General features: G+C 70.6%; 17 protein-coding genes. 5 read left to right on the top strand and 12 right to left on the bottom strand.

All coding sequences use genetic code 11. From position 1 onward, the window contains the following. Positions 1-13: 13 nt before the first annotated feature. Together ABZ810_RS10990 and ABZ810_RS10985 are read right to left on the bottom strand one after the other, a co-directional pair. Positions 14-4,891 carry a DUF4082 domain-containing protein gene (locus ABZ810_RS10990; RefSeq protein WP_358401968.1) on the bottom strand — a complete coding sequence of 1,626 codons (4,878 nt, stop codon included), beginning with the start codon at positions 4,889-4,891 and terminating at the stop codon, positions 14-16. 195 nt (positions 4,892-5,086) lie between these two features. Beyond that, positions 5,087-5,698 carry an acyltransferase gene (locus ABZ810_RS10985; RefSeq protein ID WP_358401966.1) on the bottom strand — a complete coding sequence of 204 codons (612 nt, stop codon included), beginning with the start codon at positions 5,696-5,698 and terminating at the stop codon, positions 5,087-5,089. Positions 5,699-5,736: 38 nt separating this feature from the next. Here ABZ810_RS10985 and ABZ810_RS10980 point away from each other — a divergent pair, with 38 nt between their 5' ends. Continuing rightward, complete coding sequence (locus tag ABZ810_RS10980; protein WP_358401964.1) at positions 5,737-6,561, top strand: glycosyltransferase family 2 protein; 825 nt, start codon at positions 5,737-5,739, stop codon at positions 6,559-6,561. A gap of 5 nt (positions 6,562-6,566) precedes the next feature. On the opposite strand, the gene ABZ810_RS10975 is transcribed toward ABZ810_RS10980, so the two are convergent. From ABZ810_RS10975 to ABZ810_RS10955, 5 genes are all read right to left on the bottom strand, one after another. After that, entirely contained in the window at positions 6,567-7,571 is a 1,005-nt protein-coding gene (locus ABZ810_RS10975) for a glycosyltransferase family 2 protein (RefSeq protein ID WP_358401962.1), read from the bottom strand. Between the two features lie 83 nt (positions 7,572-7,654). Then, complete coding sequence (locus tag ABZ810_RS10970) at positions 7,655-9,178, bottom strand: protein kinase (RefSeq protein ID WP_358401960.1); 1,524 nt, start codon at positions 9,176-9,178, stop codon at positions 7,655-7,657. Between the two features lie 72 nt (positions 9,179-9,250). Further along, the gene (locus tag ABZ810_RS10965) at positions 9,251-10,297 is read right to left on the bottom strand and encodes a PDR/VanB family oxidoreductase (protein ID WP_358401958.1); all 1,047 of its coding nucleotides are present in this window, start codon (positions 10,295-10,297) and stop codon (positions 9,251-9,253) included. A 2-nt stretch (positions 10,298-10,299) separates the two neighbouring features. Next, positions 10,300-11,178, bottom strand: a complete 879-nt coding sequence (locus tag ABZ810_RS10960; protein WP_358401956.1) for a metal-dependent hydrolase — start codon at positions 11,176-11,178, stop codon at positions 10,300-10,302. A 109-nt stretch (positions 11,179-11,287) separates the two neighbouring features. Next, positions 11,288-11,866 (bottom strand): TetR family transcriptional regulator C-terminal domain-containing protein, encoded by a 579-nt coding sequence (locus ABZ810_RS10955; RefSeq protein WP_358401954.1) that lies wholly within the window; start codon positions 11,864-11,866, stop codon positions 11,288-11,290. 72 nt (positions 11,867-11,938) lie between these two features. On the opposite strand from ABZ810_RS10955, the gene ABZ810_RS10950 reads away from it, so the two are divergent. Continuing rightward, positions 11,939-12,619: an enoyl-CoA hydratase-related protein gene (locus ABZ810_RS10950; protein WP_358401952.1), complete on the top strand. Its 681-nt coding sequence runs from the start codon at positions 11,939-11,941 to the stop codon at positions 12,617-12,619. Positions 12,620-12,664: 45 nt separating this feature from the next. Here the strand turns inward: ABZ810_RS10950 and ABZ810_RS10945 are convergent, their stop codons facing one another. The 3 genes from ABZ810_RS10945 to ABZ810_RS10935 are packed head-to-tail and all read right to left on the bottom strand — an operon-like array spanning position 12,665 to position 13,883. After that, complete coding sequence (locus tag ABZ810_RS10945; protein WP_358401950.1) at positions 12,665-12,859, bottom strand: DUF397 domain-containing protein; 195 nt, start codon at positions 12,857-12,859, stop codon at positions 12,665-12,667. A 20-nt stretch (positions 12,860-12,879) separates the two neighbouring features. Further along, entirely contained in the window at positions 12,880-13,077 is a 198-nt protein-coding gene (locus tag ABZ810_RS10940; protein ID WP_358401948.1) for a DUF397 domain-containing protein, read from the bottom strand. After that, positions 13,074-13,883 (bottom strand): DUF5753 domain-containing protein, encoded by an 810-nt coding sequence (locus tag ABZ810_RS10935; protein WP_358401946.1) that lies wholly within the window; start codon positions 13,881-13,883, stop codon positions 13,074-13,076. Before ABZ810_RS10935 ends, ABZ810_RS10940 begins: the two co-directional genes overlap by 4 nt. A gap of 117 nt (positions 13,884-14,000) precedes the next feature. On the opposite strand from ABZ810_RS10935, the gene ABZ810_RS10930 reads away from it, so the two are divergent. Further along, the gene (locus tag ABZ810_RS10930; protein ID WP_358401944.1) at positions 14,001-14,405 is read left to right on the top strand and encodes an ATP-binding protein; all 405 of its coding nucleotides are present in this window, start codon (positions 14,001-14,003) and stop codon (positions 14,403-14,405) included. Positions 14,406-14,658: 253 nt separating this feature from the next. On the opposite strand, the gene ABZ810_RS10925 is transcribed toward ABZ810_RS10930, so the two are convergent. Together ABZ810_RS10925 and ABZ810_RS10920 are read right to left on the bottom strand one after the other, a co-directional pair. Beyond that, positions 14,659-15,186, bottom strand: a complete 528-nt coding sequence (locus ABZ810_RS10925) for an SMI1/KNR4 family protein (RefSeq protein WP_358401942.1) — start codon at positions 15,184-15,186, stop codon at positions 14,659-14,661. Between the two features lie 215 nt (positions 15,187-15,401). Further along, the gene (locus ABZ810_RS10920; RefSeq protein WP_358401940.1) at positions 15,402-17,000 is read right to left on the bottom strand and encodes a DUF222 domain-containing protein; all 1,599 of its coding nucleotides are present in this window, start codon (positions 16,998-17,000) and stop codon (positions 15,402-15,404) included. Between the two features lie 1,070 nt (positions 17,001-18,070). Between ABZ810_RS10920 and ABZ810_RS10915 the strand changes: the two genes are divergently transcribed. Both ABZ810_RS10915 and ABZ810_RS10910 read left to right on the top strand, forming a co-directional pair. Then, positions 18,071-19,504 carry an aldehyde dehydrogenase gene (locus tag ABZ810_RS10915; protein WP_358401938.1) on the top strand — a complete coding sequence of 478 codons (1,434 nt, stop codon included), beginning with the start codon at positions 18,071-18,073 and terminating at the stop codon, positions 19,502-19,504. Continuing rightward, on the top strand, positions 19,501-20,235 hold the full coding sequence (locus ABZ810_RS10910; protein WP_358401936.1) for an SDR family oxidoreductase: 735 nt from the start codon (positions 19,501-19,503) through the stop codon (positions 20,233-20,235). Before ABZ810_RS10915 ends, ABZ810_RS10910 begins: the two co-directional genes overlap by 4 nt. The last annotated feature ends 29 nt before the right edge of the window (positions 20,236-20,264 follow it).

The following is a 20,264-nucleotide window of genomic DNA, read 5'->3' as shown; positions in this document are numbered from 1 at the left end:
GTGGGGAAACGTGTCAGGGCTGGGTCGTGGTGAACACGACGTCGACCCAGTAGTTGGAGCTGGAGGGGCTGCCCGGGAACGAGCCGGAACCGTAGGCGTAGACGCCGTTGGCGCCGTCCGTCCCGTTGCGCAGCGCGTGCAGCGGCGGAGCGTCCACGCCGGCGCTCGCGAAGCCGCCGACGTTCGCCGAGTAGTGGCCGTTGGGCGCGTGGTACGACACGACGTAGGTGGTGTCCGCCGCGACCTGCACCGGCGTGGAGAACGTCACCTGCTGCCAGCCGGACGCCGACTCGCCGCCGAACGTGGCGGTGGCCAGCCGGTTGCCCGCGGTGTCCCACAGGCTTCCGGTGTGCGACCCGGTGTTGTTCGGCCCCTTGTAGTACCGCACTCCGGTGACCCATCCGGCCGCGTCGGTGCGGAACTTCATGCCGAGCTCGACCGAGCCGCCGTCGTCCACGTCCGCGATCTGCGGGGTGGCCTCGTCGTCCCAGACCGAGCATGGGCACTGGCCCGGTTGCGGTGGCTGCTTGGACGTGGTGAACGACCAGGTCCGCGGCGCCGGCAGCTCGTTGCCCGCCAGGTCGCGGGCACCTTCGACCCGCACGTTGTACTGCGTCTGCCATGCCAGCGGCGCGGCCGGGGTGAAGGTCGAGGTGCGGGTCGCCGCGTCGTAGCTCAGCGAGCCCGCCACCGCGGCCCCGCCGGGACCGGTGACGGTGAACTGCACCGTGCTGCCCTGCACCGCCTCGTCGAACCGCACCGACGGCCTGGCCGCGCGCGGCACGCTGGTCGCGCCGTTGACCGGCGAGATCGCCTCGATGGACGGCGGCTCGGTGTCGCCGGGCGCGGCGGTCGAGAAGACCGGGTCGACCCAGTAGTTGGCCGCGCCGTAGGTCTGGTTGGGGAACCGCGACGTGGCGTTGTAGGCGTAGACGCCGTTGCCCGAGGGCGCTCCGCTGGCGTGCGCGCTCAGCGGAGCGTTGGTGTGGGCGCCGTTGAAGAACCCGGAGTCGACCGAGTAGTTGCCGTTCGGCGCGAAGTAGGACGCGATGTAGGTCGTCCCGGCCGTGACGGCGAACGGTGCCGAGAAGGTCAGCGTCTGCCAGCCCGACGAGGTCTCGCCGGTGAACGTCCCCGTCGCGCGGCGCACCCCGTCGGTCGTCCAGAGGCTGCCGCTGTGCGTGCCGGTGTTGCCGGCGCCCTTGTAGAAGCGCACGCCCGACACCCAGCCGGACTGGTCGGCGGTGAAGCGCACGCCGACCTCGATCGCCTTGGCGTCGCCGGACGAGGTCGTCGCGGGCACGGCGTCACTGGCGAACAGCGTGCACGGGCACGATCCGGCCGTGGTGAACGACCACGTCGTCGTGCCGGACATGGTGTTGCCGGCGATGTCGCGCGCCCCGCTGACCGAGGCGGTGTAGCTGGTCGCCGTGGCGAGCCCGGAGGACGGGGTGAACGTCAGGATCCGTCCCGTCGCGTCGAGCACCGCGCCGCCCGCCACCGGCTGGCCGCTCGGGCCGGCCAGCGTGAACACCGGGCTCCCGGAGCGGACCGGCTCGTTGAACGTGACCTTGACCTTGCCGCCGGTCGGCACGCTGGTGGCGTCGTTGCCGGGGCTCTTGACGCTGACGGCCGGCGGGGTCTCGTCCGGCGGCGGCTCGTAGACCACGTCCACCCAGTAGTTGGTCTGGCCGTGCGTCTGCGTGGGGAAGCCGCGCGCGCCGTACTTGTAGACGCCGTTGCCGCCTCCGTCGCCGCTGGCGAGCGCGTGCAGCGGCGCGTTGTCGACCGCGCGCGCCAGCCCGCCGTAGTCGGCCGAGTACCAGCCCTTGGTCGTGTGGTACGACGCCACGTAGGTCTGCCCGGCGATCACCGGGACCGGCGTGCCGAACCTGACCTCCTGCCAGCCCAGCGTCGACTCGCTGCCGAACGTGGCCGTCGCCAGCTGCTGCTGGGTCTGCGCGCTCCACAACGTGCCGATGTGGGTGCCGTCGTTGTTGCGGCCCTTGTAGAAGCGGATGCCCTTGATGAAGCCGTCGGTGTCGGCGGTGAACCGGACGCCGAGCTCGATCTCGTTGGGGTCGCTGACGCCCTCCACCGCCGGGGCGCGGTCGTCGGCCCAGATGCTGCACGGGCAGTTGCCCGGCTGGGGCGCCGGCTTGGCGGTCGTGAAGCTGGACGCGAAGTCCTGCATCGTGTTGCCCGCGTCGTCCTTGCCGCCGGTGACGGCGACCGTCAGCCGGGTGTCGTCCGGCAGCGCGGCCGACGGGGTGAAGGTCAGCACGGTGCGCGAGGCGTCCAGGCTCGCCGAGCCGGCGACGGTCGCGGTGCCGTTCTTGAGGCTGAACGCGGGCGTGCCGGTCTCGATCGGCTCGCTGAACGTCACGGTGGGCTTCGCCGACGTCTTGACGCTGGACGAGCCGGTGTAGGGCGTGTTGTCGACGATCGTGGGCGCCATCGTGTCCGGGGGCTTGACGGTCACGAACGTCGCGTCGACGTAGTAGTTGCCGCCCTTGTAGGTCGCGGTCGGGAAGCCCGAGCCGCCCGAACGGTAGACGCCGTTGCCCGCGTCCTCCTCCGCCTTGGGCGCGATCAACGGCGTCCTGTCGTGGTCCTTGAGCGCGAAGAAGTCGGGATCGGCCGCGTACCGGCCGTTGGGCGCGAAGTAGGAGACGATGTAGGTCTTGCCGGCCTGGATCTCGATCGCGGTCGGGAACGTCGCGGTCTGCCAGCCGGACGCGGTCTCGTCGGTGAACGTCGTCGTCGCGATCCGCTGCTGCGTCTGGGGGTCCCACAGGCTGCCGGTGTGCGTGCCGGTGTTGCCGGTCCCCTTGTAGAAGCGCACGCCGGTGACCCAGCCCGCCACGGTCGACCTGAACTTGACCCCGGCCTCCAGCGACGTGGTGTCGGGGTCGGACGGGCGCTCGGGCACCGAGGAGTCGCCGAAGAGGCGGCAGGGGCACGAGACGGTGAGCGGCGTCCCCGCGCCGGCGGTCTCCATGTTGCCGCTGTCGTCCACCGCACGGGTCTTGATCGTCGCCGGGCCGTTGCCGGTGACGTCGAACGTGTAGGTCCAGGTGCCGCGCCCGGTCGCCGGGTGCCAGCTCGTACCGCCGTCGGTGGACACCTCGACCCCGGCGACCTGCCCGCCGCCGCCGTCGGTCGCCGTGCCGCTGACCGTCAGGGTGCGGCCGTTGACGACCTGGGTGCCGGGCGCCGGCGAGGTCACGGTCGTGGCCGGCGCGACGGTGTCGGCCGACTTGGTGGCGCGGGTCAGGCCCGCCTGCAGCGCGTACGGCTGCGTGTCCATGTCGGCGAAGAGGTTGACGGTCGCCTGCCGCATGCGCGGGTCGGGCGAGGACGGCGCCTCGGAGTGCGCGTCGTGGTTGGCGTCCAGGCCCCACGACCACTGGACCGTCCCGCCGCCGAAGACCAGGGCGCCGCTCGCCGCCTTGTACATCGTCAGATGATGGGTGGCGGTGCCCGGCGCGACGTTGGAGCCGTAGTCGATGAGCTTCTCGGGGACGTCGGCGGTGGTCGTCGACATCCTGAACAGGCCCGCCGGCCGGGCGCCGTTGTCGATGTCCTCGTCCCACTCGTACCCGACGACGTGGTCGGAGAGCGTCATGGTCGTCCCGGTGGCCTGCTGCGCCACGGGGGTGCCCCGCCAGAACCGCATCCTGCCGTCGGCCGCGGGCACCTTGAGCGCCACGCCGCAACAGTTGACGGTGAAGAGGGTGCCGGTCAGCTGGTTCTCCGGCCGCCCGCCGTCGGACGGCGGGCTGAAGCGCGGATCTCGCCAGGTGCCGGTCCACTGCGGGCTCGGGTCGATCTTGTTGTTGGCGCGGGTCTCCTTGTAGACCACGAGCGTGCGGTGGGACGTGCCCGACGAGCTGCCGATGCCGTTCTCCCAGCGCGTCTTCCAGTAGACCTCGTTGCCGCTGAAGAACGCGAGGTGGACGCCCGCGTCCCGGGCGGCCATGACGTTGTTGAACTCGTTGCCCGACCAGTACTCGTCGTGGCCGACCGACAGGAACGTCTTGTGGTTGCGGATGAGGTCTCCGCGCTGGTCGGCGTCCGCGCTGCCGATGTAGCTGACGTCGTAGCCCTGGGCCTCGAGGAAGCGGACCATCGGGTACTCGTTGGCGAAGACGAAGTCGCGGCCCCACGGAGTGTCCTCGCGGGTGCCGAACGGCCGGTTGTAGCTGACCTTGACCGCGCGGCCGGGCGCCTCGGTGCTGTCACCGGCGTAGAGGCTGTTGCCGCCCCACCTGTTGTAGGCCTGCCACGTGCTGTCGGCGGTCTTGAAGACCATGTCCGAATGGCTGGAGTCGTCGCGCACGACGAAGACGACGTGGTTGTCGTCCTCCTGCCCGTCGGTGCGGACGAGGTGCGCGAAGTAGATCCCCGACACGGCGTTCGCCGGCACCTGCCAGCTCGCCGAGACGCCCCAGGCGCTGCAGTCGGTCATGCCGGTCACGTCACTGGTGACGCACTGCGTGGTCTGGTTCTGCGGCGAGAGCGACGGCGTGACGGTCGCGACCTTTCGGGCGCCGTCCCCGCCGTAATAGCCCATGCGGAAAATGTCGACGGAGTAAGCCGACGCGGTGGTCCTGATTTTGAACTGGACCTGCTGTCCGACGTTCACGCTGAAATTCGTCGTGAAGCCTTCGATGGTCTGTCCCGCGCCCGACGCCTTTTCCCACTCAGAGGAAGGCGAACCCGGTTTCGAATTCTCGCAGGCCACCGGATTGCCACCGGTGTCGCAAGGCCCCGCGGCGGCCTCCACGGCCGGCGGGGTGAGTGCGGTGACACCACCGGTCACCAGCACGAATACGAGCAACAGGAGAATGGCCCCCCGCGGACCTCCCCAGATCCCGTCACGTTTCATGACGCACGCGACCTCAACACACGGCCCCCTCAGGCGCACCCCGTGAGCAGTCCCGCGGGTGCCTGACCGAAGCCCCGGTTCCACCCCGACTACCGAGCTTTTGATAAAGCCCGTACTCGAAAGCACTCCGACTATAGGCGGTGAGGGGCCGGTTACCGACCGCTTGGCCGGAGATGGCCTATAGGGAAGGACACGTCACCTGAAAGCGGGACTCAGGCGTCCGCCGTCCGCCGTCCGCTCCTCCACGTACTCCTCCTTGGTCTCCGGGCACCGCCAGCGTCCGCCGTCCTCCGCCTGGAGGCGCACGCCCGCCCGGCCGACCCACCCGATCCGCCGCGCGGGGTTGCCGACGACGAGCGCGAAGTCCGGCACGTCCCGGGTGACGACCGCGCCGGCGCCGACGAGGGCGTAGCGCCCGATCGTCAGCCCCGCCACGATCACCGACCGCGCGCCCAGCGAGGCGCCCTGACGGACGGTCACGCCCATGGCGTGCCAGTCGCCCGGCCGCTTGAGCCCGCCGTCCACGTCCGACGAACGGGGGTAGAGGTCGTTGGTCAGCACGACCGCCGGGCCGATGAACACGTCGTCCTCCAGCACGGCGGGCTCGTACACCAGCGCGTGGTTCTGGAGCTTGACGCGGTCGCCCAGCCGTACGCCGGGCCCGACGTACGCGCCGCGCCCGACGATGCAGTCCCGGCCGATACTGGCCTCCTCGCGGACCTGCGCCAGATGCCAGATCGTGGTCCCACCGCCGATGACGGCACGTTCGTCGACGTCGGCGCTGGGAAGGATGCGTGCCTGGTCCATTCGTGATCTCCAGAGTTGCTACATACTCGTCGCTTGTGGTGAGCATCGTGATCCCCGCGCACAACGAGGCCAAGGTCATCGGCCGTCTCCTGCACGGGCTGCTGGACGCGGCGGAGCCCGGCGAGTTCGACGTCGTCATCGTCCCGAACGGCTGCACCGACGACACCGCCGCGGTGGCCCGGGGCTTCGAGGGCGCCCGGGTGGTCGAGTCCCCCGAGGCGTCCAAGGCCGTGGCGCTGCGCCTCGGCGACGAGGCCGCGCACGGCTTCCCGCGCTTCTACGTGGACGCCGACATCGAGCTGCGGACCGCCGACGTCCGGGCCCTGACGTCCGCGCTCGAACGCCCGGGGGTCCTCGCCGCGGCCCCTTCCCGGCATCTGGAGATGACCGGCCGCCCCTGGTCCGTCCGCTCGTACTACCGCGTGTGGACGCGCCTCCCCGAGGTGCGCGCCGGCCTCTTCGGCCGCGGCGTCGTGGGCGTGACCGAGGAGGGCCACGCCCGCCTGGCCGCGCTCCCCCACCTGGTCGCCGACGACCTGGCCTCGTCCCTCGCCTTCGCCCCGGCGGAACGCACGGTGGTCGGTGAGGCCGCCGTCGTCGTGCACCCGCCGCGCACCTGGGGCGACCTGCTGCGCCGCCGCGAACGCGCCGCCACCGGCGTGGACGAGCTCGAGGCCGCCGACCTCGACCAGGCGGGCGGCTCGGCCCGCACCGGTCCCGGCGACCTGGCCGCGATGGTCCGCCGCGAGCCCGCGCTCGCGCCCGACGTCGTGCTCTTCCTGGCCGTCGCGCTGATCGCCCGCGGCCGGCGGCGCCGACCGGGGACCGTGGTGTGGCAGCGGGACGAGAGCAGCCGGGCCTGACGCGGTCAGCTCGTCCACCCGGCAGACCAGGTCCGCCGCCTCGACCACAACGTCCGCCAGTCCTCGCCCTTGGCCGTGGGCCGCCCCTGCCGTTCGGGCCGCGCGGTCAGCAGCCGGCTCAGGGTCGCGCGGACGAGCACCCCCGTGAGCAGCAGCCCGACGCCCAGCCGCCGGGTGCCCCGGGGCAGATGCGCGCGCAGGACGGTGGCCTTGCCGGTGAAGAGCATGACCAGCTTGCCGACGCTCGTGGACGACGCGCCGCCCTCGTGCCGGTAGACGGCCTTCCCGGTCACCAGCGTGCGGAAGCCGGCCGCCTGGGCCCGCCGGCACAGGTCGGCGTCCTCCCCGTACATGAAGTAGGCGCGGTCGAACCCGCCGGTCGAGTCCCAGGCCCGCCGCGACACGAACATGAACCCGCCCGTCACGACGGGGACCTCCCGTGTCTCGTCCGCCGCGTCCGACCACGGCCGCGGCGACTCCGGATCGAAGATCCTGCTGCCCGGGAACACCGTGCTCAGCAACGTCGCGAAGCAGAAGGCCGACCACAACCCGGCCCGTCCCCACCAGGACCGCGGGTCGGTCGATCCGTCCGCCGCCACGCAGCGCCCGCCGATGACCCCGGCCGCCGGCTCCGCGCCCGCGCACTCCAGCAGGGCCTCCGCGCACCCCGGCAGGGCCTCGGCGTCGGGGTTGACGAACCACAACCAGCCGAACCTGGCCCGCGCCACCCCCTCGTGGATGCCGTACGCGAACCCGCCGTTGTGCCCCGTCTCGATCACCCGGGCGTCCGGCGCGACCTTCCGCGCGACCTCCGGGGTGTCGTCCCCCGAGTCGTTGTCCACGATGATCAGCTCGGCCGGCACCTCGCCGGTCGCCCGCCGCAGCGCGCCGACGCAGCTCTCCAGGTACCGCCCGCTGCGATAGGTCAGCAGGATGATCGACACCCCGTCCCCGCCCGCCGGATCGTCCCCCTCGCCGAGAAACCGCCGTTCGTCCTGATCGGTCCGCATCCCCGTCCCTCCCCGCGACCGCCGTGGCCGATCACAGGTTCCCCCAAATCACGCCCGCGGCCCCGCCCGGTGACCGGTCGTGGTCAGGTGCCGGCCGGAGTGGGGAGACCGGTGTTGCCCGGATCGGGATCGGTGTCGGGCAGCGAGGCACCGAAGGCGACCAGCAGCCAGAAGGCCACCAGGAGGTAGCCCAGCGCCAGCCCGGTCGCCGCCATCCCCAGCCCGCGCTGCTGGGTGCGCCCGATCTGCCGCCACGCCAGATGCCCGAGCACGATCGCCGGGATGGACGTCAGGCCGCAGCTGATCAGGCCCACCAGCCCGAGCGTCATCGCGTAGATGGCCAGGTGGTTGTAGCGCGGCTGCTGCGGGACGGGCGGCGCCGTGGTGTAGCCCGAGGGCGCGTAGGACTGCGACGGATAGGTGGGGTGCCCGTACGCCGACTGCCCGAAAGCCGACTGGCCGTACACCGACTGCCCGTAGCCGGGCTGGGAGTGGTGGCCGCCGCCGGAGCCCGCCGCCGCGCGCCGGTACCAGTAGTCGGCCTCGCCGGTCTGCCCGCGCCAGCTCAGCAGCACGCCCAGGTTGTACATCGCCGCGGTGTCGCCCGCCTCGGCCGCCTCGCGGTACTGCCGTTCGACGAGCGCGGCGGCCTGGTCGGTGCCCACCGCCGGCGGCGGCAGCACCGGCGGCGGAGTGGAATGCGACGAGGCCGGCGGCGTGGAGATCGACGAGGCGGGCGGCGGCGCGGCCTGCGACGCGAGGGAGGGCTCGGTGGCGGGCGGCTTGGGCTGGTCCTGCGTGTGCCGGGTCGAGGCGCTGGAGACGAGCCGTTCGAGCAGCCGCTGCGCGGTGGGCCGCTTGGCCGGGTCCTTGGCCAGGGCGGCCTTCACCACGTCCAGGACCGTCCCCTGGAGCCCCCGCAGGTCGGGTTCGCCGCTCATGATCGCGTGCATCATCGCGGGCACCGAGTTGCCGCCGAAGCAGGTCGAGCCCTTGGCGGCGTACGCCACGGTCGCGCCCCACGCGAAGACGTCCGACGCGGGCGTGGCGGGCTTGCCGTTCAGCTGCTCGGGCGCCATGAACGCGGGCGTCCCCACGATCCCGCCCGTCGCGGTCAGCCGCGTCATGTCGTCCGCCCGCGCGATCCCGAAGTCGATCACCCGCGGCCCGTACGGCGACAGCAGCACGTTGGCGGGCTTGAGGTCCCGGTGGACGACCCCCGCGTCGTGGATGGCCGTCAGCGCCGACGCCATCCCCACCGCGAGCGCCTCCAGGTCGGCGCCCCGCAGCGCCCCCTGCCGGTCGACCGCCGCCGCCAGCGACGACCCGCTCACGTACTCGGTGACCAGGTAGGGCGGGTCGGCCTTGGGGTCCGCGTCCAGCACGGGCGCCGTGCAGAACGGCCGCACCCGCTGGGCCGCCGACACCTCCGACTCGAACCGGGCCCGGAACCTGGCGTCCGCCGCGTACTCCCGGCGGATCACCTTGATGGCGACCTGCTGCCCCTTCTCGTCCGTCCCCAGGTAGACGATGCCCATGCCGCCTTCGCCGAGCCTTTCCATCACCCGGTACGGGCCGATGCGGGTCGGCAGATCGGCTTGGGACACGGAACCACTCCTAGGGGACCTGACAGAAAGCCCCCCAAGCCTCGCATACCCGGGGCGGTGCGGGTGCCGTGATCAAAGGTCCAGCGTGAGCCGTCCGCCGCGGGCCCGGGAGACGCAGGGGAGCATGGTGCCGGGGGCCGGGTCGGAGGGGGCCCGCTGGTCGACGTCGCCGGCGAGGACGCCGGCGCGGCAGGTGCCGCAGAAACCCTGGCGGCAGGAGTAGGCGACGGTGGGGACCGCCTCCCGGATGGCGTCGAGCGCCGACCGGTCCGCGGGGACGTCCACGGTCACGCCGCTGCGGGCCAGCTCCACCTGGAACGGGCGGCCGTCAACGATGGGCGCCGGGGCGAACCGTTCGTAGTGGAGCGTGGACCCGCCGTCCGGGACGAACGCGGCGCGCACGGCGTCGATCATGGGCGCCGGGCCGCAGCAGTAGACGGCCGCCCCCGAGGCCGTCTCCTCCAGCAGCCCGGCGCAGTCCGGGACGCCGTGTTCGTCGTCGGTGCGGACGACGACCCGGTCGTGCGGGAGCTCGTCCAGGAAGGGCAGGGTGTCGCGGGACCGGCCGGTGTAGACCAGCCTCCAGCCGGCGCCGAGCCGGTCGGCCGCCTGGACCATCGGCAGGATCGGCGTGATGCCGATGCCGCCCGCGAGGAAGAGGTACGACTCGCGCGCGAGGAACGGGAAGGCGTTGCGCGGTCCCTGGACGCGGACCGTCCGGCCCTCGACGAGCTCCTCGTGCACCTCGACGGAGCCGCCGCCACCGGCGGGCAGGCGGCGGACGGCGATCCGGTAGGACCGGCGGTCGGCCGGGTCGCCGCACAGCGAGTACTGGCGCCGGCGTCCCGACGGAAGCAGCAGGTCGAGGTGGCAGCCGGGCTGCCAGGCGGGCAGCACTCCCCCGTCCGGCGCGGCCAGGCGCAGCGCGACCACGTCCGTGGCGGCGCGGCGCGCCTCCTGGACGATCAGGGTCAGGGTGCGGTCGACCGGCCGGACGTACGGGATCACCGGGGTGCGCAGCGAGCGCACCCGCTGGAGGCCGTTGAAGAACGCGTTGACCGCCACCCAGAACGGGTCCCGGTCCCGGCGGCCACGCAGGTCGGGCGGGATCTCGCTCATCGTCACCGCAGCGCGGCCCGGGCGGCGGGGGACGAGGCGAGGTAGGCCAGCGCCTGGCTGGTCGAACCCTCGTTCAGCGGGCTGTAGGACCGCTTCAGGTAGCGCATGATCGACGGGCCGAGGTCGCGGCCTGGCGGCGTGAGCCCGGCCGGGCCGGTGCGCCGCAGGTGGTGCAGCCCGCCCTTGATCCGGCCCCTGACCAGCGGGTCCCTGGCCATCAGGAACTTGTGGCCGCGCGACCACAGGGTGAGCAGCATGGGGACCGTCATCGTCATCGCGCGCACCCGGTTGCGGTACGAGCCGTCCAGGTGCATGTAGAGGTCGTGCGCGACGTGCCGGTGCTCGACCTCCTCGGCGCCGTGCCAGCGCAGCAGGTCCATCATCGTCGGGTCGGCGCCCGCCGCGTCCATCTTCCGGGCGTTGAGGATCCAGGCGCCGAGCACGCCGGTGAAGTGCTCGATCGCCGCGATGATCGCCACCCGTTCGACCAGCCACGCCTGCCCGCGCGCGCCGGTCAGGCCCCGGTCGCCGAGCAGCCCTTCGAAGATGAACTCGACCTGCCGCACGAACGGCCGCACGTCGAGCCCCTGCTCGACGAAGTGGTCCAGGACGACGTCGTGCGAGCTCGCGTGCATGGCCTCCTGGCCGATGAACCCGAGCACGTCCTCGCGCAGCCGGTCGTCCTTGACGTAGGGCAGGGCCTCCTTGAAGACCTTGACGAACCACTCCTCGCCCGCGGGCAGGAGCAGGTGCAGCACGTTGATCAGATGAGTCGCGACCGGGTCCCCGGGGATCCAGTGCAGCGGGACCTCGGACCAGTCGAACGACACGTCGCGTGCCTGGAGGACGATGTTCTCCGGCTCGCCGAGCTGCGCGGTCATGGGCGGCCTCCCCCGGGTGGGCTGGGAAAGCGCAGGGCTTATTGACGATTCGTCCAGAACGTTACCGGCGCCGGACCCGCCCAACAACGGGCCGTTCCCGTGAGCCTGGTCACCCGGCGAGCGCGCTGGTCAGCGTCCCGGCGACGACGTCCGCGGTGACCCGCAGCGGCCGGGTGTCGTGCGCCGCCCGGCTGAGCACGATCGCCCCCTCGAACGCCGCGAGGGCGTACGTCGCGAGATCGGCCGCCCGCTCCTCCGCGAGCCCCGCCCCGGCCAGCCGCCGCGCGAACACCGCCTCCCACGAGGCGAACACCTCCGCGCACGCGTGCCGCAGCGGCTCGCTCGTACTGGCCACCTCCAGCGCCACCGTCGCGATCGGGCACCCGTCGCCCCAGCCCGACCGTTCCAGCGCGTCCACGCTCAGCTGGAAGAAGTCGCGTACGCACCGCACGACGTCGGCGTCCGCCCGCGCGAACGTCAGCTCGAAGAGCCGCTCGTACCGGGCCCCCGAATGCGCGATCGCCTCGACGCCCAGCTGCTCCTTGCCGCCCGGAAAGAAGTGGTAGAGCGAGCCCCACGGCGCACCCCCCGCCGCGGTGATCTGCTTGAGCCCGGTCCCCGCGTATCCCTGCTCGCGGAAGAGCCGCGCGCTCGCCTCCAGCAGCCGCTCGCGCGTGTCGTTCGCCATGGCGCCAACCCTAGCCAAGGCTAGATCGATCTATCTAATATGACGATCGATCTAGATATTGAAGGAGACCCCGTGCCCATCAGGACCGAGACCAGGAACGACATCCTCCTGATCACCATCGACCGCCCCGACCGCCGCAACGCCGTCGACGGCCCCATGGCCGAGGACCTGCGCCAGGCCTTCGAGAACGACGACGAGACCAGGGTCGCCGTCCTCACCGGCGCCGGCGACACGTTCTGCGCGGGCAACGACCTGAAAGCGATCATGGCCGGCGAGTTCCCCGCGGCCACCACCGACGGCCCTCCCCCGATGCAGGTCACCCGCACGGCACCCGCCAAGCCGGTGATCGCCGCGATCGAGGGCTACTGCTTCGGCGGCGGCATGGAACTCGCGCTCTGGGCCGACCTGCGCGTCGCGTCCACCACCGCGGAGTTCGGCCTGCTCAACCTGGGCAAGGGCCTGCCCTGCCTGGACGGCGCCACCGTCCGCCTCCCCCGCATCATCGGCCACGGCCGCGCGATGGAACTGATCCTCACCGGCCGCCGCCTCCCCGCCGCCGAGGCGCTCACGTACGGCCTCATCACCGAGCTCACCGCCCCCGGCAAGGCCCTCGACACCGCCCTCGCCCTGGCCGCCCGCATCGCCGCCACCCCACCGGACGCCCTGGCCGCCGCCCGCCGCTCAGCCCTGACCCAGTGGTCCCTCCCCGAGCCGGACGCCACCCGCAACGAGGCCACCCTCGCCCTCACCTGACCGACACCGCCGAGCGGCTCCGAGCGGCTCCGAGCGGCTCCGCCGTCACCCCCGCAGATCCAGCTCCCCCACCTTGATCCGCCGCACGAGACCCGCGAAGTCCCCCACCCTCACCACCAGACACCCCAGCTCAACCGCCTTACTATCCCGAACGGCAACGCGCACGCCCAACCAGGCGACCTCAACGCAATCGGAATTCGAGTCGTGGCTGTAGCTGGACTTCCGCCACTTGTCTGTCACGGCAATGACTCCTGTACACGTCAACGTCGAAGATCCAACTCCCCCGCCTTGATCCGCCGCACGAGCTCCGCGAAATCAGCCACACTCACTGCCAGACGCCCCGCCTCAACCGCCCTGCCATCCCGAACGGCAACGAGCCCACCCAAATCCGCCAACTCCACACAGTCAGAATTCTCGACGCCGTGACTGTGGCTTGATTTCCGCCACTCGGCTCTCATGTCATCGACTCCTGTACTCGTCTCAAGAGGTTCCGCGTGTCGTCGCGTGACAGCGCGTCGGCGCCGAGCAGGTCGAAGCGCTCGGTCATCTTCCGAACCTCGCTGGGGTCCTCCGTCAGTCTTCCACCGGCGGCCGCCTCGGTGTAGGCGTACGCCTTGCGCCCCAGCGTGAGGACCTTGAACGCCCCGAGCAGCCCGGTGTGGTAGGCGAGTGAGCGAGGCACGATCCGAAGAACGACCCTGGGCGTCTCCGATATCTCCAGCAGCCGGCCGATCTGCTCGCGCATCACTTCGGGGCCGCCCACAACACGTTCCATCGCGTCCTGCTCCAGCAGCACCCACAGACGCGGCGGGTCGGGCCTGGTCAGAGTCTTCTGCCTGCTCAATCGCTCCCGAACGGACTTCTCGACGTCGGAAACATCGCCGACCGTGTAGACCGTCCGGGCGTACCTCTCAGTCTGAAGCACGCCCGGTATCACCTGGCACTCGTAGAGCTGGATCACATCCGCCTTCGCCTCCAGTTCCACCTGCCGTTGGAACCACTCCGGCTCATGAAGTGATGTCGCATAAAAGAGGAGCGCCTGAACGAGTTCCCCTGTCCCATACAGTCGATCAAGCTCCTCCGCCTGGCGCTCGTCCGGCACACGCAGGGTGGACTCCCAGTGGGAGACAGTCTGCCGGGCAGCCCTCACCCGCTCGCCGACATAGGCGCATGAATAGCCGTGCTCCGTGCGAAGAAAATGCAGGTGGATGGCCAGAAGGTTCTTGATCGATGCCTTGGGATCGAGGGTCTCCCTGAGGACCACCACACACCACCTAAGTTGATGTTGCCTCCAATGTCTTCGTATTCATGGTCAGTGAAGCAGGGGGCGTTCACGCTGGTGGGCGAAGCAGCAAAGTCACCCCGCCAAGGAGATCGGCCAATGGAACTTCAGCAGGCAGCGTTCACCTGGACCCTGAAGCCGATCCCCGAGTCCGCGAAGGAGGCCCGTGACCTCCTCGCCCTCGCCTGGTCCCGCTGGGAACTGGGAGACGCCTACACGGCGAAGGTCGTCGTCTCCGAACTGATCACCAATGCCGTACGCGCCTGCACGAACGGAGTGTTTCCGAAACCACCCGAAATCGTCTTCCGCTGCCTTCTCAGCGAGCAAGGAGCGCCCATCATCGAAGTCCGCGACAACGCTCCGGGACCGGTCGAAATGGGCGTCCTCGGCATGGAGCAGGAGAACGGCAGAGGACTTCCGATCGTGGACGCGCTGCCAGAAAGCTGGTGCGTCGTGGACTTCAGCGACGGCAGCAAGGCCATTCGCGTAGAAATGTCCACCTAATCCAAGACCCCTCCGGGCGCAAGGCGTTCCAGTACTCGTCAGTGCTGGGGTCCAGACGCAGTGCGCCCGGAGGCCGGCGACCACCGCACCCGCGGCACGTCCATCCCGCCCTGGTTCAACCCGTACATCGCCCCACGACCACAACGATGCTCAGGCGCCCGCGCATCCGGACGAATCAACTCCAGACGGCCTCTGTCGCGGTCAGGTCCTCTTCGTCCAGCTTGCCTCGGCGCAGAGCACCCGGCTCGGCGCGTCAATCATGGGTCGAGAACGTCGGCTCGGCTCTGGGAAACCCTTCGACGAGGACCGGGCAGCTGACCCGGCCCGTGAGGACGCCCGCCAGGAAGTCGCTCGCCGAGCCGTCGAACCGCCACCAGTCGTCCTCTGCGTAGTCGCGACCGGCCACGACCACCGGCCATGAATCCGGCGGACCGGTCACCTGCCAGAAGACATGGTCACCGTTAGCCGTGCTGCCCCAAGGGTAGACACCGCCCTCTTCTGGATAGAGAGGATACGGAATCTCGTCGAACTCGTCCCTGAGCTCACGGGCGCCCTCGAGGATGCTCTCCGCGAACGACCGCAGGTCATGAAACGACTCTCCCGCCGGCCGATGGACCGTGAGGAACCTGTCGATGGTCAGCCCGGGATACTCGGTGACGATCAGCTTGTAGTCGCCGGGAAGCCGCAATCCGATCTCCCGCTCGACGCGTTCCCAATCGGGACCGGGCCGAGAACCTTCCGCTCTCCCGAGGATCAGGCGAAGCTCGTCAAGGCTGGACATCGAACACACACCCTTCTCCTCCACGCGCCCAGCCTCCCACCTGGAGCGGGTAACACCCGACGCCTCCCATTACCTTCTTGGTGGCCCGCGACGGGGCGCCCGGCCTCCGGGTCCGGCATGCCGCCGATCAGGGTGGAAGTCCCCAGCGCACACATCTGGAACGTTGGCGGCGAGCGCCCCCATCCTGGATGAAAGGGGCCGGGCGCTCGCGGACCTCAGCCGTAGGTGTCGGGCTGGGCCATGTACCAGTGGTCGGTGGGCGTGACCCACATCAGGACACCGGGGCTGACCTGGTGCAGCGCCCAGTCGTTCCGCTGTTTGAGCCGGTGGTGTCGTCGGCACAACGCGGCCAGGTTGCACGGGCACGTCGCCCCGCCCTGATCGTGTGGCGTGGAGTGGTCGAGGTCGCACCGGTGCGCGGGTCTGCGGCATCCGGGGAAGCGGCAGGTGCGGTCACGCGCCTGCACCATCGTCCGGGTCTTGGAGCCGGGCCGGTAGGGGGTATCGCCGTGGGCGATGGCCTCACCCTTGTCGTTCACCACGGTCACACACCAGCGCGCGTCCCGGGCGTTGCCGGCGAGCGTCCTGGCGACCTCGCCCAGGATCGGCCCGTACCCGCCGATCTCACCAGGCTCATCCGCAAGCTTCAGATACGTGGCGAGCGGAAGCGTGAGCTGGACGGTGCCGACCTGGGCACCCGCCCGAGCCGCGACCTCACCACTCCACACGACCGGCGCCTCGCCGCCCCCACCCCCGCCAGGCTCGTCGCAGTCCTGATACCAAGGCCGGATCTCCTCCAGCGAGACCCCTGCCGAGGTGGCGTCCGCCCCAGACCGACCAGTCGGAACGACGGCCGGTGACTCCTCCTCAGGAGCGCACACATCCACACCACGAGCGTCTGGGTCGCGCCATCCCCCATCGCTGTCGTCGCCCTCGAAGGTGGCGGCGTCGAAGGTGGCGGCGTCGAAGGTGGCGGCGTCGAAGGTGGCGGCGTCGATAGCGATGCCGCAAGCGGGGGCAGGTGCGGTGGGGAGGATGCCGAGGAGGAGGGAGAGGAAGACGTCGGCGCGGATGGTGTCCAGGCGGCGGTGGTCGCCGTCGGTTTTGAGGGCGCGGGCGATGGCGTTGAGGCGGTTGGCTGCGGCGATGGCGGGGGTGGCGGGCAGGTTCCAGCCGGTGAGGGTGGCGGTGCCCTGTCCGTCTTGGCGGAGGGTGACGCAGCGTTCGGTTTCGGCTGTGCGGCGTTGCCGGTCGGCGGCGTCGGGGTCGGCCGACAGGACGGCGCGGGAGACTTTGGCGCGTAGTTCGCCGGTGGTCTGGCGTGGTGCGTTGGCCAGTACCGTGTCCTCGACCTGGCGGGCGACGGCGCTGTGGGTGGCCAGGGTGCCGCGTGCCAGGATCTTGGCCTTGGCCAGGTCGATGGCACCGGACCGCAATGCGGTCTGGGTTGCGGGCAGGCGTTGCCGCAGATCCAGAGCCAGTTCCAGATGGACGTGCGCGGCCTTGGTGGTGAGGGTGAGCGCGGCGGCGACCTCATCGGTCACGAACTCGGTGATGGCGGCGCCGGTCGGGTCGGTGTGACGGCCGTCGGCCAGTTCATGCTCGTAGGGGTAGGCGGGACGCCGTTCGGCCAATTCGGCGACGGCGGCCAGTTCCCCGGCCTGCGCCCAGGAGGCCAGGCGCCGGTAGGCGGCCATCACCTCGACCAGATCGGCATCGGTCACACTCCCGCAGTCGAAACGGGCTAATTCAGCGGCCAATGCGGGACCGGCGGGGACGTCCCGTAACTGCATGGTGCCGACGTCGGCGTTCATTTCCTCACCTCCCTTTCGGCTACTCATATGATATATGTCGATCACGCTGCGTGGCAACATATTTGGGTGCGCTGGATTCTGATGGCTTTGGGTTTATGAACTGCTGCCGATACTTGGGCTTGGTTGTTCGTCCAGCGGTGGGTGCGTGGCCCGGGACGGGTGAGTCGGTGGATTAGGGTGGCTGATGTGGGTGGGTGGTTGAGCGGAGCTGAAATGACCCGATGCGTTCGTCTTTCGCGTTTCGCGCATTGACGGCACGTTGGCTGAGGTCGCCGGTTCGAGGAGGGTGATCTGGTTTCGGTCGGCGCGGGGTCCTGCACGGCGAGCGGCCACGCCACTGCCGATCCACATCGCCGATGACCAGCCGACAACAGCAACCAACGTGCATCCAGCGCTCGGATCGCTGGAGGTGATCGCAGTGGGTCATTTCGGCTCCGCTCAACCGTCCACCCGGATCAGCCACCCCGCTTCGAGAGAACAACAACCCCAGCCGACCACCCGCCGCCGGACGATCAGAAACGCAAATGCGCACAGCTCGCGCGAGACCGAGCCAACGCCAAGCAGCAGATAATCACCACTCCTCCACCCACCACAGCAACCAACGTGACCGCAACGCTCGAACCGCTGAACGAGATCGCAGTGGGTCATTTCGGCTCCGCCCAGCCGTCCACCCAGATCAGCCACCCTGCTCCGAGAAACAACAACCCCAGCCGACCACCTCCCGGTAGGACGATCGCAAGCAGGGGAACCGCCAACCCCTAAGCACAAACCCCAAGAACGCCAATCACAAAAAACTCCGCCCTCGAAAAGCGCACATAGCGAGAAGAACAACGACAGGCACCTCCAAGCCACGATCTGCCCTGGCAGTCCGCCCGCCAAGCCCCCGGCCGACGGCCGACGGCCGACGGCCTATGGTCCGAGGCCGGCTGGCAGCCCGAGGCATCGCGAGCGAACCCGGGCGGCCGGACGGTGATCCGGGATGGGGTGAATTGGGTTGGCTGAGTGCTTGCGTTCGGTCGGGCGCCGGACGGTAACCTGGACACGTGTCCAGAACAACCGATCGCTTGCTTGTGGACGGGCGTCTGACCCCCGGGTCCGGCGGCACGTTCGAGACCCTCGATCCCGCGACCGAAGAGGTGCTCGGCGTCGCCGCCGACGGCACCGCCGATGACATGGACCAGGCCATCGCCGCCGCCCGGCGGGCCTTCGACTCCGGCACCTGGTCGGTCGACGTGGCCTTCCGGGCCCGCTGCCTGCGGCAGCTCCGGGACGGGCTGCGGCGGCACGCCGACGAGCTGCGCGAGCTCACCATCAAGGAGGTCGGGGCGCCGCGCTTCCTGACCTACGGGGCCCAGCTGGACGGGCCGGTGGGCGACCTCGGCTGGTTCGCCGACCTCGCCGAGTCGTACGAATGGAGCACCGGCCTCGGGCGGGCCGAGCCGATGGGGATTCCGAGCGAGCGGCGGGTGGTGCGCGAGCCGGTGGGGGTGGTCGGCGCGATCACGCCGTGGAACTTCCCGCACCAGATCAACCTCGCCAAGCTGGGCCCGGCTCTGGCCGCGGGCAACACCGTCGTGCTCAAGCCGGCGCCCGACACCCCGTGGTGCGCGTCGGTGCTCGGCACGATCATCGCCGAGGAGACCGACATCCCGGCGGGCGTCGTCAACGTGGTGACCTCGTCCGACCACGCGCTGGGCGCGCGGCTGACGGAGGACCCGCGGGTCGACCTGGTGTCGTTCACCGGCTCGACCGCGACCGGGCGGAACGTGATGGTCTCGGCGGCGCAGACCCTGAAGAGGGTGTTCCTCGAGCTGGGCGGCAAGTCGGCGTTCATCGTGCTCGACGACGCCGACCTGCGGGCGGCCTGCTCGTACGCCGCGTTCAACGTCGCCACGCACGCCGGCCAGGGTTGCGCGATCACGACCCGGCTGCTGGTGCCGCGCGCCGCCTACGACCAGGCCGTGGAGATCACCGCCAAGTCGCTGCGGCGCATCGGCGTCGGCGACCCGAACGACGACAAGACGTTGTGCGGGCCGGTCATCTCCGCGCGGCAGCGCGACCGCGTCGAGAGCTACCTGGAGCTCGCGCTCAAGGAGGGCGGCTCGTTCGCGTGCGGCGGCGGGCGTCCGGCCGACCGCGACCGCGGCTTCTGGATCGAGCCGACGCTGATCACCGGCCTGACCAACGAGAGCCGGGCGGCGCGCGAGGAGATCTTCGGCCCGGTGCTGGTGATCCTGCCGTACGACGGCGACGACGACGCGGTGCGGATCGCCAACGACTCGCCGTACGGGTTGTCGGGCGCGGTGCACGGCGGCGACCTGGAACGGGCCCGCGGCGTCGCGGCCCGCCTGCGCACCGGCACGGTCAGCGTCAACGGCGGCGTCTGGTACGCCGCGGACGTGCCGTTCGGTGGCTACAAGCAGTCGGGCGTCGGCCGCGAGATGGGCGTGGCCGGGTTCGAGGAGTACCTGGAGACGAAGTCGATCGCGGAAGGGATCTCATGAGGTTCGAGGGCAAGGTCGCGGTCGTCACCGGCGCGGCGGGCGGCATCGGCGAGGCGTACGCGCGGGCGCTGGCCGCCGAGGGCGCCTCCGTCGTCGTCGCCGACCTGAGCGAGAAGGGCCAGGGCGTCGCCGACGACGTCAAGGGCCTGTACGTGCGGACCGACGTGTCGGACCCCGCGTCGGTGGAGGCCATGGCGGCCGCGGCCGCCGACCGTTTCGGCGGCATCGACTACCTGGTCAACAACGCCGCCATCTTCGGCACGATGAAGCTGGACTTCCTGTTCACGGTCGACTGGGACTACTACAAGAAGTTCATGGCCGTGAACATGGACGGCGCGCTGCTGTGCGCCCGCGCCTGCTACCCGTCCATGCAGGAACGCGGCGGCGGCGCGATCGTCAACCAGTCGTCCACGGCGGCCTGGCAGTACTCCGGCTTCTACGGGCTGGCCAAGGTCGGCGTGAACGGCCTGACCCAGCAGCTCGCGCACGAGCTGGGCAGCATGAACATCCGGGTCAACGCGATCGCGCCGGGCCCGATCGACACCGAGGCCAACCGCACGGTCGTGCCCGGCAACATGTCGCAGAAGATCGTGAAGGACAAGATGGCACTCAAGCGCATGGGCACGCCCGAGGACCTGGTGGGCATGTGCCTCTTCCTGCTGTCGGACGCGGCGGGCTGGGTGACCGGCCAGGTCTTCAACGTCGACGGCGGCGAGGTGTTCCGGGCATGACGATCCCACCGCGCACGGACGGGGCGATG

The organism is Spirillospora sp. NPDC047279 (assembly GCF_040643285.1).
In the GTDB taxonomy this organism is placed as follows: Bacteria; Actinomycetota; Actinomycetes; order Streptosporangiales; family Streptosporangiaceae; genus Spirillospora.
The sequence above is the reverse complement of the archived record's forward strand: the minus strand, read 5'-3'. Positions and strand labels throughout refer to the sequence as shown.

Bases quoted from the DNA above. Each gene is read 5' to 3' on its own strand.
- ABZ810_RS10940 (WP_358401948.1), bottom strand. From the start codon at position 13,077: ATGAGAGCCGAGTGGCGGAAATCAAGCCACAGTCACGGCGTCGAGAAT.
- ABZ810_RS10920 (WP_358401940.1), bottom strand. From the start codon at position 17,000: ATGAACGCCGACGTCGGCACCATGCAGTTACGGGACGTCCCCGCCGGT.
- ABZ810_RS10955 (WP_358401954.1), bottom strand. From the start codon at position 11,866: ATGGCGAACGACACGCGCGAGCGGCTGCTGGAGGCGAGCGCGCGGCTC.
- ABZ810_RS10910 (WP_358401936.1), top strand. From the start codon at position 19,501: ATGAGGTTCGAGGGCAAGGTCGCGGTCGTCACCGGCGCGGCGGGCGGC.
- ABZ810_RS10930 (WP_358401944.1), top strand. From the start codon at position 14,001: ATGGAACTTCAGCAGGCAGCGTTCACCTGGACCCTGAAGCCGATCCCC.
- ABZ810_RS10975 (WP_358401962.1), bottom strand. From the start codon at position 7,571: ATGCGGACCGATCAGGACGAACGGCGGTTTCTCGGCGAGGGGGACGAT.
- ABZ810_RS10960 (WP_358401956.1), bottom strand. From the start codon at position 11,178: ATGACCGCGCAGCTCGGCGAGCCGGAGAACATCGTCCTCCAGGCACGC.
- ABZ810_RS10925 (WP_358401942.1), bottom strand. From the start codon at position 15,186: ATGTCCAGCCTTGACGAGCTTCGCCTGATCCTCGGGAGAGCGGAAGGT.
- ABZ810_RS10965 (WP_358401958.1), bottom strand. From the start codon at position 10,297: ATGAGCGAGATCCCGCCCGACCTGCGTGGCCGCCGGGACCGGGACCCG.
- ABZ810_RS10990 (WP_358401968.1), bottom strand. From the start codon at position 4,891: ATGAAACGTGACGGGATCTGGGGAGGTCCGCGGGGGGCCATTCTCCTG.
- ABZ810_RS10985 (WP_358401966.1), bottom strand. From the start codon at position 5,698: ATGGACCAGGCACGCATCCTTCCCAGCGCCGACGTCGACGAACGTGCC.